The organism is Herbaspirillum sp. GW103 (assembly GCF_000261365.1).
GTDB lineage: Bacteria > Pseudomonadota > Gammaproteobacteria > Burkholderiales > Burkholderiaceae_D > Herbaspirillum.
In genome coordinates this window covers 1077949-1091966 of the sequence record NZ_AJVC01000004.1, presented here as the reverse complement: position 1 = coordinate 1091966, position 14018 = coordinate 1077949, and the positions used below count along the sequence as shown (strand labels likewise).

Below are 14018 nucleotides of genomic sequence, written 5' to 3'. Positions count from 1 at the left end.
GGCTCCTTATTTCTTTCTGGCAAGTAACGTATTGAACGGGCGAGGCAATGGCCGCTCTCCAAATCACAGACATCAAGAAGCGCTACCAGTCCCTGCAGGCGCTGGGTGGCGTATCCCTGGCGATCGAAGAAGGTGAATTCTTCGGTCTGCTCGGTCCCAACGGGGCCGGCAAGACCACGCTCATTTCCATCATTGCCGGCTTGAACCGGGCCGATTCGGGCTCGGTCACCATTCACGGGCATGACGTGGTGAGCGACTATCGCGGCGCCCGCATGAACCTGGGCGTGGTGCCGCAGGAGCTGGTCTTCGATCCCTTCTTCACCGTGCGCGAGACCTTGCGCATGCAGTCCGGCTATTTCGGTCTGACCAATAACGACAAGTGGATCGACGAGGTCATGGAAAACCTCGACCTCACCAACAAGGCCGATACCAACATGCGCGCGCTGTCCGGCGGCATGAAGCGGCGCGTGCTGGTGGCCCAGGCGCTGGTACACAAGCCACCCGTGATCGTGCTGGACGAACCGACCGCCGGGGTGGATGTGGAATTGCGCCAGACCCTGTGGCAGTTCATCGGACGCCTGAACCGCGAAGGGCATACCATCGTGCTGACCACGCACTATCTGGAAGAAGCCCAGGCCTTGTGCAATCGCATCGCCATGTTGAAGTTCGGCCGTGTGGTGGCGCTGGATTCGACCGAGGCCCTGATTCGCCGCATCTCCGGTTCGCAGATGCTGTTGCGCTTGAAGCGCGGCAGCCTGCCCGATGGCTTGAAGGCACTGGTCACCCATCCGGAAGAGCTGTTGTCGGGCAATAAATTCACGCTGCGCGTGACGGACTACAAGGAAGTCGAACCCATCCTGGCCACGCTGCGCGCCTCGGGCGCGGAGATCGACGATCTGCAGTTGCAGCAGGCCGACCTGGAAGACGTCTTCATCCAGATCATGGGAGATGAAAAATGATTGGTTTCCGTACCCTGTTCTACAAGGAAATCCTGCGTTTCTGGAAGGTGGCCACCCAGACCATCACCGCGCCCATCGTCACGGCCCTGCTGTACCTGCTGATCTTCGGCCACGTACTGCAGGATCGCGTGCAGGTCTATCCGGGGGTGAACTACACCGGCTTCCTGGTGCCGGGCCTGGTGATGATGAGCGTGTTGCAGAATGCCTTTGCCAACAGTTCTTCTTCGCTGATCCAGTCCAAGATCACCGGCAACCTGGTGTTCGTGCTGTTGACGCCCTTGTCGCACTGGGAACTGTTCGGCGGCTACGTGCTGGCGGCCGTGGTGCGCGGCCTGATGGTGGGCGCGGGCGTGTTCGTGGTGACCGCGTGGTTCGGCCACCTGGACTTCGTGGCGCCGCTGTGGATCCTGGTGTTTGCCCTGCTGGGCGCAGGCATCCTGGGCACCATGGGGCTGATCGCGGGCATCTGGGCCGAGAAGTTCGACCAGCTGGCGGCGTTCCAGAATTTCCTGATCGTGCCGCTGACCTTCCTGGCCGGCGTGTTCTATTCGATACACTCGCTGCCTCCGTTCTGGCAGGCGGTATCGCATTTCAACCCGTTTTTTTATATGATCGACGGCTTTCGTTATGGCTTCTTCGGCCAGTCCGACATTCCCCCCATGACCAGCCTCGGTATCGTCGCCGTGTTCTTCGTGGCGCTGTCTACCCTGGCCGTGCGCATGCTCAAGAGCGGCTACAAGCTGCGGGCAGGTTCGCATTGAACACCCTGCGCCCCGCCATCTCCCCCATTCCCGTGAAGAGCCTCAACATGCTACCCACACCTGAACTCGTCAAAAGCTACATCGCCGCCGGCCTGGAGTGCCAGCACCTCGAAGTGGAGGGCGATGGCCAGCACTTCACCGCCGTTATCGTCGCCGAGGCGTTTGCCGGCAAGCGCCTGATCCAGCGTCACCAGCTGGTCTATGCCGCGCTGGGTGACCGCATGCGCGAAGAAATTCACGCGCTGTCGATGAAGACCCTGACTCCCGAAGAATTCCAGAAATAAGGCAACACGATGGACAAGCTTTTGATCCGTGGCGGCAAGCGCCTCTCCGGTGATCTCACCATTTCCGGTGCCAAGAATGCCGCGCTGCCTATCCTGTGCGCGGGCCTGCTGACCGATGGCGACCTGGTGCTTTCCAATGTGCCCCATCTGCAGGATGTGTCCACCATCACCAGGCTGATGACGCAGATGGGCTTGCGCGTACGCGAGAACGGCGAGCAGCTGGTCTTGAACGGCAATGACATCACCCGCCCCGAAGCGCCCTATGAGCTGGTCAAGACCATGCGTGCCTCGATCCTGGTGCTGGGCCCCTTGCTGGCGCGCTTCGGGCAGGCCAAGGTGTCGCTGCCCGGCGGTTGTGCCATTGGTTCACGTCCGGTCGACCAGCACATCAAAGGACTGCAGGCGATGGGCGCGGAAATTCATATCGAGGCCGGATACATCCATGCCAAGGCCAAGCGCCTGAAAGGGGCGCGCATCGTCACCGACATGATCACCGTGACCGGTACCGAGAACCTCTTGATGGCTGCCGCCCTGGCCGATGGCGAGACCGTGCTGGAAAACGCTGCGCGCGAACCTGAAGTGGGTGACCTGGCCAATCTGTTGGTGAAGATGGGCGCGAAGATCGAGGGCATCGGCACGGATCGCCTGGTGATCCAGGGTGTGGATAAGCTGCACGGTGCCGAGCATGAGGTCATCGCCGACCGCATCGAGACCGGCACCTTCCTGTGCGCCGTTGCGGCCACCGGTGGCGACGTTACCCTGCACCGTACCCGTGCCGGCCTGCTCGATGCTGCGCTGGACAAGCTGCGCGAAGCCGGCGCCATCCTCACTTCGGGCGAGGACTGGATCCGTATCCAGATGGCGCGCCGTCCCAAGGCGGTGAGCTTCCGTACGACTGAATATCCGGGCTTCCCGACCGACATGCAGGCGCAGTTCATGGCCTTGAACTGCCTGGCCGAAGGCACCAGCCACGTTACCGAGACCATCTTCGAGAACCGTTTCATGCACGTGCAGGAATTGAATCGCCTGGGCGCGGCCATCGATGTGGAAGGCAATACCGCCATCGTCACCGGGGTCGAGAAATTCCTCGGCGCCCCCGTGATGGCGACCGACCTGCGCGCCTCGGCCTCGCTGGTCATCGCCGGCCTGGCGGCGCAGGGCGAGACGGTGGTGGAGCGCATTTATCACCTCGACCGTGGCTATGACCGCATGGAAGCCAAGCTGTCGGCCATCGGCGCCGATATCGAGCGCATCAAGCAAGTTTGACGGATTCCACAAAAAGTACACCATCATGACCCAACAACTGACGCTGGCGCTCTCCAAGGGCCGTATTTTCGAAGAGACCCTGCCGCTGCTCAAAGCCGCCGGCATCACCGTGGCCGAGGATCCGGAATCCTCGCGCAAGCTGATCCTGCCGACCAATGACCCCGACGTGCGCGTGATCATCGTGCGCGCCTCGGACGTGCCGACCTACGTGCAATACGGCGCGGCCGACTTCGGCGTGGCCGGCAAGGACGTGCTGATGGAACACGGCGGTGAAGGCCTGTACCAGCCCATCGACCTGAACATCGCCAAGTGCCGCCTGTCGGTGGCGGTGCAGGAAGGTTTCGACTACGCCAACGCAGTGCGCCAGGGTGCGCGCCTACGCGTGGTGACCAAGTACGTCAATACCGCGCGCGAGCACTTCGCTGCCAAGGGTGTGCACGTCGACCTGATCAAGCTGTATGGCTCGATGGAACTGGGCCCGCTGGTGGGCCTGTCGGATGCCATCGTCGACCTGGTCAGCACTGGCGGTACGCTGCGTGCCAACAAGCTGGTGGAAGTCGAGCACATCATCGATATCTCCTCGCGCCTGGTGGTGAACCAGGCCGCGCTGAAGTTGAAGCGCGAGCGCCTGCAGCCGATTCTCGATGCCTTCGAGAAGGCTTCCAAGGCCAAGTAATTCCCACGACCCCAGACATCCTCGCAGAGCAGGTGAGACCATGAGCATTGCCATCCGAAAACTCGATTCCGCCGATGCCGGCTTCCGTGACAAGCTGTCGGCCGTGCTGGCCTTCGAAGCCAGCGAGGACGAAGCCATCGACCGCGCTGCGGCCACCATCCTGGCCGACGTGAAGGCGCGCGGTGACGCCGCCGTGCTGGAATATACCCAGCGTTTCGACCGCCTGCAGGCCACTTCCGTGGCCGCTCTGGAGATCGGCAAGGATGCGCTGCAAGCTGCACTGGCCGGGTTGCCCGAGGCACGCCGCCATGCGCTGCAGACCGCCGCCGACCGCGTGCGCGCCTATCATGAGCGCCAGAAGAAGGAATGCGGCTCCGATGGTTTCCTCTATCGCGAAGCCGATGGTACCGAACTGGGCCAGAAGGTCACGCCGCTGGATCGCGTGGGTATCTACGTGCCTGGCGGCAAGGCAGCTTATCCGTCATCGGTGCTGATGAATGCGATTCCGGCCAAGGTGGCCGGTGTGCAGGAAGTCATCATGGTCGTGCCCACGCCCGATGGCGTAAAGAATGAACTGGTGCTGGCCGCCGCTGCCATTGCCGGCGTGGACCGCGTCTTCACCATCGGTGGTGCGCAAGCCGTGGGCGCGCTGGCCTATGGCACCGCCACCATTCCGCAGGTGGACAAGATCGTCGGGCCGGGCAATGCCTACGTTGCTGCTGCCAAGCGCCGCGTGTTCGGCGTGGTGGGGATCGACATGATCGCAGGTCCCTCCGAGATTCTGGTCATCTGTGACGGTGCCACCGATCCGGACTGGATCGCCATGGACCTGTTTTCGCAAGCCGAGCACGATGAACTGGCGCAATCCATCCTGCTGTGCCCGGATGCGGACTACATCGCCAAGGTCGAAGCCTCGATCAATCGCCTGCTGGAAGACATGCCGCGCAAGGACGTGATCCGTACTTCGCTGACCGACCGTGGCGCCCTGGTCAAGGTGCGCGACATGGAGGAAGCCTGCGAGATCGCCAACATGATCGCCGCCGAGCACCTGGAGATTTCCGCGCAGGAACCGCAGCAGTGGGCCGACCAGATCCGTCACGCCGGGGCCATGTTCCTGGGCCGTTTCTCGTCCGAATCGCTGGGTGATTATTGCGCCGGTCCCAATCACGTGCTGCCGACTTCGCGTACGGCGCGTTTCTCCTCGCCGCTGGGCGTGTATGACTTCCAGAAGCGTTCCAGCATCATCCGCGTGTCGGAAGAGGGCGCGCAGACGCTGGGCAGGATTGCCGCTGAACTGGCTTATGGCGAGGGTCTGCAGGCCCACGCCCGCTCGGCCGAATTGCGGCTCAAGAAGTGAGATGATGACCTCCGCCACCGACTCCCTTGCAGGCGCCGGCTGGCTGGACCGCGTATTTTGCGAGGATGCGCTCTCGGTCGCTGCCGGCCTGGCGCGGGTTCCCGATGGCAGCGTCGATCTGATGATCGCCGATCCTCCCTACGGACTGGGCAAGGATTACGGCAATGATTCCGACAAGCTCGATACCGCTGCCTACCTGGCCTGGACCGAGCAGTGGGTCGATGCCGCGCTGCCCAAGCTGAAGCCCAATGGCAGCCTCTACATCTTCCTGACCTGGCGCAATTCGCCGGAGATCTTCGTGATGTTGAAGCAGCGCATGACCATGATCAACGAGATCATCTGGGATCGTCGCGTGCCCTCCATGGGCGGCAGCACCCGGCGTTATTCGTCGGTGCATGACACCATCGGTTTCTTCGCGCGGGCCAAGGATTATTTCTTTGATCTCGATGCCATCCGCATTCCCTACGATGCCCAGACCAAGAAGGCGCGTTCACGCTCCATCTTCGTCGGGGCCAAGTGGCTGGAAATGGGCTACAACCCCAAGGATGTGTGGAGCGTCTCGCGATTGCACCGCGAGCACAAGGAGCGCGCCGACCATCCCACGCAAAAACCCCTGGAAGTGGTGGAGCGCATGGTCAAAGCCTCATGCCCGCCCGGCGGCGTGGTGCTCGATCCCTTCATGGGCAGCGGCACCACGGCCGTGGCAGCACGCCGTTGCGGACGCCACTTCACCGGCTTTGAACTCAATCCCGATTATTGCGAACTGATCCGCCAGCGTCTCGACGCTCTCGATGCGCCGGCGCCTGCGAGCCTAGATGATGAATCCCTCCAAGCCTGAGACCGTGGACGACCTGGTGGCCAACGTGATCCGCCCGCTGGTGCGCGGTTGGCAGTCCTATCACGTGCCCTCGGCCGAAGGGATGGTCAAGCTCGATGCCATGGAAAATCCCTACCTGCTGCCGCCGGCCTTGCGTGACGAACTGGCGCAGCGACTGGCGGCACTGGCGTTGAACCGTTATCCGGTGCCGTCCTATACGCGCCTGAAGGCGGCGATCTGCGCACAGCTGGGTGTGCCCGAGGGATATGACGTCCTGCTGGGCAATGGTTCGGATGAGCTCATCACCATGCTCTGCGTGGCCTGTGCCATGCCGGGGCGTACCGTCTTGGCGCCGGAGCCGGGTTTCGTCATGTACGGCATCTCGGCCAAGATGGCTGGCCTGGACTACGTAGGCGTGCCGCTGCGCGCGGACCTGACACTGGACTTGCCGGCCATGCTGGCCGCCATCGAGCAACACAAGCCCGTCATCACCTGGCTGGGCTATCCCAACAATCCGACCGGCACGCTCTATCCGATGGCCGAGGTGTTGCGCATCATCGAAGCCGCCGCGCCCTACGGCCTGGTGGTGGTGGACGAAGCCTATCAACCCTTTGCCGTCTCGACGCTGATGCCCGCATTGCCGCAGCACAACAACCTGATCGTCATGCGCACCGTCTCCAAGCTGGGCCTGGCAGGCATCCGCCTGGGCTACCTGTCGGCGGCCCCGGCCCTGTTGCGTGAATTGGACAAGGTGCGCCCGCCCTACAACGTCAACGTGCTGACCGAGGCGGCGGCGCTGTTGGTGCTGGAGCACCTGCCGGTGCTGGAGGCGCAGGCGGCACAACTGCGTGAGGCGCGCGGCGCACTGGCAGCGCGGCTGGCGGCGCTGGAAGGGGTGGAGGTGTTTGCCTCGGCGGCCAATTTCATCCTGATCCGCGTCCCGGATGCCGATAAAGTCAGCGCTGCATTGCTGGCGCGCAGGGTACTTGTCAAAAATGCCGGTAGAATGCACGTATTGCTGCGAAACTGTTTGCGTATTACCGTCAGTTCAGATGAAGAAAACCGCATTTTTCTGACGGCCCTGAAAGAAGCACTGCGAGAGCACTGAAGGATTCAGGCTCCCGCCCAGGCAAGCCGGCATCAAGCATTACCCAACGATAGAACACCGTCTGACCCCAACCATGTCTACACCGAGAACCGCGGAAGTCGTCCGCAACACCAACGAGACGCAGATCCGCGTTGCGATCAACCTGGATGGCACCGGCCAGCAGAAGCTGGATACCGGCGTCCCCTTCCTGGATCACATGCTGGACCAGATCGCCCGCCACGGCCTGATCGACCTGGATATCCACGCCAAGGGCGATCTGCACATCGACGCGCACCATACGGTGGAAGACGTGGGCATCACCCTGGGCATGGCCTTTGCCAAGGCCATCGGCGACAAGAAGGGCATCCGCCGCTACGGCCATGCCTACGTGCCGCTGGATGAAGCCCTCTCGCGCGTGGTGATCGACTTCTCCGGCCGTCCCGGCCTGGAATACCACATTCCCTTTACCCGCTCGATGATCGGTTCCTTCGATGTGGACCTGACCAGCGAGTTCTTCCATGGTTTCGTCAACCATGCGCAGGTGACCCTGCACGTGGACAACCTGCGTGGCGTGAATGCCCACCACCAGGCCGAGACCGTGTTCAAGGCCTTCGGCCGCGCGCTGCGCATGGCCGTCGAACTCGATGCGCGCGCTGCTGGTACGATTCCGTCCACCAAGGGCAGCCTGTAAATCGCAGGGTATCGCTAAACATCATCTGGGTTTCCCGGTGCGTGAGCACCGTTCAATGTCGCCATGAATAAAATTGTTGTAGTCGATTACGGCATGGGCAACCTGCGCTCGGTGGCGCAGGCGCTGCGCCATGTCGCGCCTGAAGCCGACGTGCGCATCTCCGGCGAGGTCGCCGATATCCGCGCCGCCGACCGCGTGGTCCTGCCCGGCCAGGGTGCCATGCCCGATTGCATGCGCAGCCTGCGCGAATCCGGCGTGCAGGATGCCGTGCTCGAAGCCTCCCGCACCAAGCCGCTGTTCGGCGTGTGCGTGGGCGAGCAGATGCTGTTCGACTGGAGTGAAGAAGGCGACACCCCAGGCCTGGGCCTGCTGCCCGGCAAGGTGGTGCGCTTCGAGCTCGAAGGCGTGCGCCAGGACGATGGATCGCTGTTCAAGGTGCCGCAGATGGGCTGGAACCATGTGCACCAGACCAGCGCCCACCCCTTGTGGGAAGGCATCGCCGATAACGCCTTCTTCTATTTTGTCCACAGCTATTACGCCGTCCCGGCCGAAACGTCGCAGATCGTTGGCCAAACTCCCTATGGCCGTGACTTCGCTTGTGCCGTGGCCCGCGATAATATCTTTGCAACCCAGTTCCATCCGGAAAAAAGTGCTTCGGCGGGTTTGCAGCTGTATCGGAATTTCGTACACTGGAAACCTTGATTTTTTGCCTTTCCGGCAAGAACTTCGCCGCAGAGCGTCGCCAACCCTTCTTTTTTACTGACTAGTCATCCCCTAGCCATGCTGCTCATACCCGCCATCGACCTGAAAGACGGTCATTGCGTACGCCTCAAACAAGGTGATATGGAACAAGCCACCGTTTTCTCCGAAGATCCGGCGGAAATGGCCCTGCACTGGCTCAAGCAGGGCGCGCGCCGCCTGCACCTGGTGGACCTGAACGGCGCCTTCGCCGGCAAGCCCAAGAACGAGGCAGCCGTGAAGTCCATTCTGCAGGTGGTCGCCCGCTTCGCCGAGGAAAACGAGGTCGAGGAAATCCCGGTGCAACTGGGTGGCGGCATCCGCGACCTGGACACCATCGAGCGCTATCTGGACGATGGCCTCTCCTACATCATCATCGGCACCGCCGCGGTGAAGAATCCCGGTTTCCTGCATGACGCCTGCAGCGCCTTCCCCGGCCAGATCATCGTGGGCCTGGATGCCAAGGACGGCAAGGTTGCCACCGATGGCTGGAGCAAGCTGTCCGGCCACGAAGTGGTGGACCTGGCGCAGAAGTTCGAAGGCTATGGCTGCGAAGCCATCGTCTACACCGACATCGGCCGCGACGGCATGATGGGCGGCGTCAACATCGAGGCTACGGTGCGCCTGGCGCAGGCCGTGACCATTCCCATCATCGCTTCGGGCGGCGTCCACAACGTGGGCGACGTCGAGGCGCTGTGCCGGGTCGAGGATGAAGGCATCGAAGCCGTCATCTGCGGCCGTTCCATCTATGAAGGGACGCTGGACCTGCGCAGCGGCCAGGATCGTGCGGATGAGCTGACGCGCGAACTGGAAGCCAACCGCCTGTCCGGCAGCAAATAACATGGCCCTTGCTAAACGCATCATCCCTTGCCTGGACGTGACCGCAGGTCGCGTGGTCAAGGGTGTCAACTTCCTGGAGCTGCGCGATGCCGGCGATCCGGTCGAGATTGCCCGTCGTTATGACGAGCAGGGCGCCGATGAGCTGACCTTCCTCGACATCACCGCCTCCTCCGATGGCCGCGACCTGATCCTGGACATCATCGAAGCCGTGGCCTCGCAGGTCTTCATCCCCCTGACGGTGGGCGGTGGCGTGCGCGCGGTGGAAGATGTGCGCCGCCTGCTCAATGCCGGTGCCGACAAGGTGGGCATCAACACCTCGGCAGTGACCAATCCGCAACTGGTGGCCGATGCGGCCAACAAGTACGGCTCGCAATGTATCGTGGTGGCCATCGACGCCAAGCGCGCCGGCGACGGCAAGTGGGAGGTCTACACCCACGGCGGCCGCAAGGCCACTGGCCTGGATGCGGTCGAATGGGCGCGCAAGATGGCGCAGTTGGGTGCGGGCGAGATCCTGCTGACCAGCATGGACCGTGACGGCACCAAGAGCGGCTTCGACCTCGACCTGACCCGTGCGGTCTCGGAAGCGGTCAGCATTCCCGTGATTGCTTCGGGTGGCGTGGGTGGCCTGCAGGACCTGGCCGACGGCATCACCAAGGGCAAGGCCGATGCGGTGCTGGCCGCCAGCATCTTCCACTATGGCCAGCACACCGTGCAGGAAGCCAAGCGCTTCATGGCCGATCAGAACATTTCCATGAGGCTGGCATGAGCATCAGCGCCAAATGGCTCAACAAGGTCAAATGGGACGAAGTCGGCCTGGTGCCGGTGATCGCCCAGGAAGTCGGATCCAATGATGTACTGATGTTCGCCTGGATGAACCGCGAGGCGCTGGCGCGCACCGTGGAGATCGGCCAGGCGGTCTACTGGAGCCGCTCGCGCAAGAAGCTCTGGCACAAAGGTGAAGAATCGGGTCACTTCCAGAAAGTGCACGAAATCCGCCTGGACTGCGACGAAGACGTGGTGCTGCTCAAGGTCGAGCAGGTGGCCGGGATTGCCTGCCATACCGGCCGTCATTCCTGCTTCTTCCAGAAATTCGAAGGCAGCGCCGACAGCGGCGAATGGGTCACGGTGGAGCCGGTCCTGAAGGACCTGCCGCCCGGCGCCGGTGGCGGCCCAGTGACCGCAGCGGCCGCTGAGCCGGCGGCCAAGCCCAAGCGCGTGCGCAAGACCATCCCCAAGCCCGTGGACAGCGACAAGACCCCATCATGAGTGAAACCCTGAAGCGACTGGCCGACGTCATCGAGTCGCGCAAGCTGGCCAACGGCGGCAATCCCGAGAAATCCTACGTCGCCAAGCTGTTCTCCAAGGGCGATGACGCCATCCTCAAGAAGATCGGCGAGGAAGCCACCGAAACCGTGATGGCCGCCAAGGATGCTCGCGTCTCTGGCGACAAGTCCAAGGTGCTCTACGAGTGTGCCGACCTGTGGTTCCATTCCATGGTCCTGCTGGCGCAGTTCGAGCTGAGCCCGCAGGATGTGCTCAACGAACTGGCGCGGCGCGAAGGCCTCTCCGGCCTGGAAGAAAAGGCGGCCCGCAAGGACTGACCTGACCGGTTGGCGTTCTTTTCCATTCCCCTTGTTTCCCAGGAGTACGGCGTTGGATAATTGTATTTTCTGCAAGATTGCGGCGGGCCAGATCCCCTCGAAGAAGATCTACGAGGACGCGGACCTGATCGCCTTCCACGATATCAATCCGGCTGCACCGGTGCATTTCCTGATCGTGCCGCGCCAGCATGTGGCGACCCTGGCCGATTGCGGTGAACAGCATGCCGCCCTGCTGGGCAAGATGCTGGCGCTGGCGCCACGCCTGGCGGCCGAGCAGGGCTGTGCTTATGGTCTGGACGCCGAAGGCAAGCCCAGCGGCGGTTTCAAGACCATCATCAACACCGGACCGGATGGCGGCCAGGAGGTGTACCATCTGCACATGCACGTGATCGGTGGTCCGCATCCCTGGCGGGTACGGTTCGTGCAACAATAAGGATTCGCCGGCCCGGGGGCTGGCAGGTTTCACTTGTACACAGGGCAGGGATGTCCGCTTAGGAGAAGAGAATGGGTTCGTTCAGTATTTGGCATTGGCTGATTGTTCTGGTGATCGTGATGCTGGTCTTCGGCACCAAGAAGCTCGGCAACATGGGTTCCGACCTGGGCAAGGCAGTCAAGGGCTTCAAGGATGGCGTCAAGGGCGCCGAGGAAGAGAAGAAGGATGCGGCCATCGACGTGCAGGCCAAGGAAAAGGACAAGTCCGGCAGCTGAACAGGCCGCCCGCCAGCCCTGTCTGGCGGGTTCGCATGGGCCCGCGTCGCGGTTCGAAGCGGGTATCCCGTCTTCCAGCGCATGCGCGCCCTCGTTGTCCTCTTAATGCCCACACAGACTCATGATTGATATCGGCCTTACCAAGCTGGCCTTGATCGGCGTGGTCGCGCTGGTCGTGATCGGTCCCGAGCGCCTGCCCAAGGTAGCGCGCATGGCCGGCACCCTGTTCGGTCGCGCCCAGCGCTACATCAACGACGTCAAGTCGGAGGTCAGCCGCGAGATGGAACTCGACGAGCTGCGCAAGATGCAGAAGGATGTGCAGGACGCCGCCAGCGACGTCAGCAACAGCATCCACAAGAGCATGTCGGAGACGGAAGCATCGATCAATGACGCCTGGAACGGCGGTGACGATTCTTCCAGTTCCGACAGCGCCAGTGCGGGCAATAGCTGGACCCGTACGCCCGATCCCTCCCTGCATGCGATCAAGGCCAAGGCCTTCCGCCGCAAGAAGCTCTCGCGCACTACCGGCGTGCCGGCCTGGTACAAGCACCAGAGCGGTCACAAGACCCGCGTGATCTCGGCCTCGGCCCGGGTGGCCAAGTATCGCCGTCCGGTCGGGGTGGGCAAGTCGGCAGGTTTCTTCTAATTTGGCGCAGCGCGTCTCACCTCATCGGAATTCCGACCCCATGGCTGAAGAAAACACCCAGGCCGAAGATACCTTCATCTCGCACCTGATCGAATTGCGCAGCCGTATCGTCAAGGCGGCTGCCGTGGTGCTGGTGGTGTTCCTGTGCCTGATGCCCTTCGCGGCCCACATCTTCGACGTGCTTGCCGCGCCGATGATCCATGCGTTGCCCGCCGGCAGCCGCATGATCGCCACCGGCGTGATCACGCCTTTCCTGATTCCCATCAAGGTCACCATGCTGGTGGCGGTGCTGATCTCGCTGCCCTGGGTGCTGTACCAGCTGTGGGCCTTCGTCGCACCGGGCCTGTACGCGCACGAGAAGCGTCTGATCGCGCCGCTGGTGATCTCGTCTTCGCTGCTGTTCGTCATGGGGGTGGCGTTCTGCTACTTCTTCGTCTTTGGCGTGGTCTTCCCGTTCATCAACAACTTCGCCCCCAAGTCGGTCTCGGTGGCACCGGATATCGACAGCTACGTCGACTTCGTCCTGACCATGTTCGTCGCCTTCGGCGTGACCTTCGAGGTACCAGTGATCGTGATCGTGCTGGTGCGCATGGGCCTGGTGCAATTGTCCAAGCTCAAGCAGATCCGTCCCTACGTGATCGTTGCCGCCTTCATCGTCGCCGCCGTGGTCACCCCGCCGGACGTGATGAGCCAGCTGATGCTGGCCGTGCCGCTGATCCTGCTCTACGAAGTGGGCCTGTTGGTGGCGCCGATCTTCGAGCGTGCCACACGCGCGCCGGATGCCGAGCCCAGCAGTTCGGTATCCTCGGAATAAGCCCGGCTGTCCCCGCAAAACAAAGCCCGCTCGATGATGAGCGGGCTTTGTCGTTGTGCAGGCGCCTTGGATGAATCCTCACTCCTCGAGGCTCACCAGAGGGATCTCGCGCAGCCATTGCACCAGCGGATAGGCATCCTTGAATCCTTCCAGTACCTGCTTGCCGAGGTCAGCAGGAATCTTCTTGCGGATATCTTCTTCGGTCCAGACGATGAAACTCTTGAGCTTCACGTATTCGATATTGGGCGTGTCCGGATCGAAGCCCTTGGGCGGACGTTGCAGCTTGCCTTCCTCCTGCAGATCCCCATAAGTCGCCACAAGCTTCTTGTTCTTGCGCATCTTGGTGAAGCCTGCTGCATCTTCCACCACCCGGTTGCGGATGGCGCGCAGGCGCGGCGTCGGTGGCAGGTATTCACCACCGGCGATGAGCAGCTGCCCGGCTTCGTTGATGTGGAAGTAGTAGGCCGGACCGCCGCCCTGGCTGGGCTTCTTCAGCCCACTGGCGGTGATGGCGGCGGAGAAGTGCGTTTTGTAGGGCCGCTTGTCATGCGAGAAGCGCATGTCGCGGTTGATGCGAAACAGCGCCTTCTTCGGATTGCAGCCCGCGATGGCCGGATCGAACTTGCTGATCTCGGCGATGAGCTTGATGGTCAGCGCCAGGAATTCCTCGCGCAGGATGTCGTAGCGCGGCTTGTTCATGACGAACCAGGCGCGGTTGTTGTTCTCGGAGAGCTCTCCGAGGAACTGGATCAGGTCTCGCACGTGCATGGATG

18 protein-coding genes and 1 pseudogene are annotated in these 14018 nt (G+C 62.4%); 18 read left to right on the top strand and 1 reads right to left on the bottom strand.

The genetic code is table 11. The annotated features are described in order from the left end of the window. Positions 1–47 precede the first annotated feature (47 nt). The 18 genes and pseudogenes from GWL_RS17050 (at position 48) to tatC (ending at position 13245) form a co-directional block, all read left to right on the top strand. A complete protein-coding gene (locus GWL_RS17050) occupies positions 48–959 on the top strand; it encodes an ABC transporter ATP-binding protein (protein WP_008332478.1) in 912 nt (303 codons plus the stop codon). Beyond that, positions 956–1720, top strand: a complete 765-nt coding sequence (locus GWL_RS17045) for an ABC transporter permease (RefSeq protein WP_008332476.1) — start codon at positions 956–958, stop codon at positions 1718–1720. The genes GWL_RS17050 and GWL_RS17045 overlap by 4 nt, the downstream gene beginning before the upstream one ends. A 47-nt stretch (positions 1721–1767) precedes the next feature. Further along, positions 1768–2004, top strand: coding sequence for a BolA family protein (locus tag GWL_RS17040; RefSeq protein WP_008332475.1), 237 nt, complete (start codon positions 1768–1770; stop codon positions 2002–2004). Between the two features lie 9 nt (positions 2005–2013). Continuing rightward, the gene (gene murA / locus GWL_RS17035) at positions 2014–3270 is read left to right on the top strand and encodes a UDP-N-acetylglucosamine 1-carboxyvinyltransferase (protein WP_008332469.1); all 1257 of its coding nucleotides are present in this window, start codon (positions 2014–2016) and stop codon (positions 3268–3270) included. 25 nt (positions 3271–3295) lie between these two features. Continuing rightward, complete coding sequence (gene hisG / locus GWL_RS17030; RefSeq protein WP_008332468.1) at positions 3296–3946, top strand: ATP phosphoribosyltransferase; 651 nt, start codon at positions 3296–3298, stop codon at positions 3944–3946. A 40-nt stretch (positions 3947–3986) separates the two neighbouring features. Then, on the top strand, positions 3987–5303 hold the full coding sequence (gene hisD, locus GWL_RS17025) for a histidinol dehydrogenase (RefSeq protein ID WP_008332467.1): 1317 nt from the start codon (positions 3987–3989) through the stop codon (positions 5301–5303). 1 nt (position 5304) lies between these two features. Then, positions 5305–6141 carry a site-specific DNA-methyltransferase gene (locus GWL_RS17020; protein ID WP_008332466.1) on the top strand — a complete coding sequence of 279 codons (837 nt, stop codon included), beginning with the start codon at positions 5305–5307 and terminating at the stop codon, positions 6139–6141. After that, positions 6122–7228 (top strand): histidinol-phosphate transaminase, encoded by a 1107-nt coding sequence (gene hisC / locus GWL_RS17015; protein ID WP_034351295.1) that lies wholly within the window; start codon positions 6122–6124, stop codon positions 7226–7228. The genes GWL_RS17020 and hisC overlap by 20 nt, the downstream gene beginning before the upstream one ends. 73 nt (positions 7229–7301) lie before the next feature. Further along, positions 7302–7898, top strand: a complete 597-nt coding sequence (hisB, locus tag GWL_RS17010; RefSeq protein WP_008332457.1) for an imidazoleglycerol-phosphate dehydratase HisB — start codon at positions 7302–7304, stop codon at positions 7896–7898. Positions 7899–7961: 63 nt separating this feature from the next. Further along, complete coding sequence (gene hisH, locus GWL_RS17005) at positions 7962–8600, top strand: imidazole glycerol phosphate synthase subunit HisH (protein ID WP_008332450.1); 639 nt, start codon at positions 7962–7964, stop codon at positions 8598–8600. A 78-nt stretch (positions 8601–8678) separates the two neighbouring features. Further along, entirely contained in the window at positions 8679–9476 is a 798-nt protein-coding gene (hisA, locus tag GWL_RS17000) for a 1-(5-phosphoribosyl)-5-[(5-phosphoribosylamino)methylideneamino]imidazole-4-carboxamide isomerase (RefSeq protein WP_008332447.1), read from the top strand. Between the two features lies 1 nt (position 9477). Next, positions 9478–10242, top strand: a complete 765-nt coding sequence (gene hisF, locus GWL_RS16995) for an imidazole glycerol phosphate synthase subunit HisF (protein WP_008332445.1) — start codon at positions 9478–9480, stop codon at positions 10240–10242. Further along, positions 10239–10622, top strand: a pseudogene (hisI, locus tag GWL_RS16990) (phosphoribosyl-AMP cyclohydrolase); the annotation flags it as partial. The gene hisF and the pseudogene hisI, both read left to right, overlap by 4 nt. Positions 10623–10738: 116 nt before the next feature. After that, positions 10739–11077, top strand: a complete 339-nt coding sequence (locus GWL_RS16985; protein WP_008332436.1) for a phosphoribosyl-ATP diphosphatase — start codon at positions 10739–10741, stop codon at positions 11075–11077. 52 nt (positions 11078–11129) lie between these two features. Beyond that, positions 11130–11510, top strand: coding sequence for a histidine triad nucleotide-binding protein (locus tag GWL_RS16980; protein ID WP_008332434.1), 381 nt, complete (start codon positions 11130–11132; stop codon positions 11508–11510). A gap of 71 nt (positions 11511–11581) precedes the next feature. Next, on the top strand, positions 11582–11785 hold the full coding sequence (gene tatA / locus GWL_RS16975) for a Sec-independent protein translocase subunit TatA (RefSeq protein WP_008332431.1): 204 nt from the start codon (positions 11582–11584) through the stop codon (positions 11783–11785). A gap of 121 nt (positions 11786–11906) precedes the next feature. Continuing rightward, positions 11907–12431 (top strand): Sec-independent protein translocase protein TatB, encoded by a 525-nt coding sequence (gene tatB / locus GWL_RS16970; RefSeq protein ID WP_008332430.1) that lies wholly within the window; start codon positions 11907–11909, stop codon positions 12429–12431. 40 nt (positions 12432–12471) lie between these two features. Next, a complete protein-coding gene (gene tatC, locus GWL_RS16965; protein WP_008332428.1) occupies positions 12472–13245 on the top strand; it encodes a twin-arginine translocase subunit TatC in 774 nt (257 codons plus the stop codon). A 78-nt stretch (positions 13246–13323) separates the two neighbouring features. Here the strand turns inward: tatC and GWL_RS16960 are convergent, their stop codons facing one another. Further along, positions 13324–14013, bottom strand: a complete 690-nt coding sequence (locus GWL_RS16960; protein WP_008332426.1) for a DUF2461 domain-containing protein — start codon at positions 14011–14013, stop codon at positions 13324–13326. Between the last annotated feature and the right edge of the window lie 5 nt (positions 14014–14018).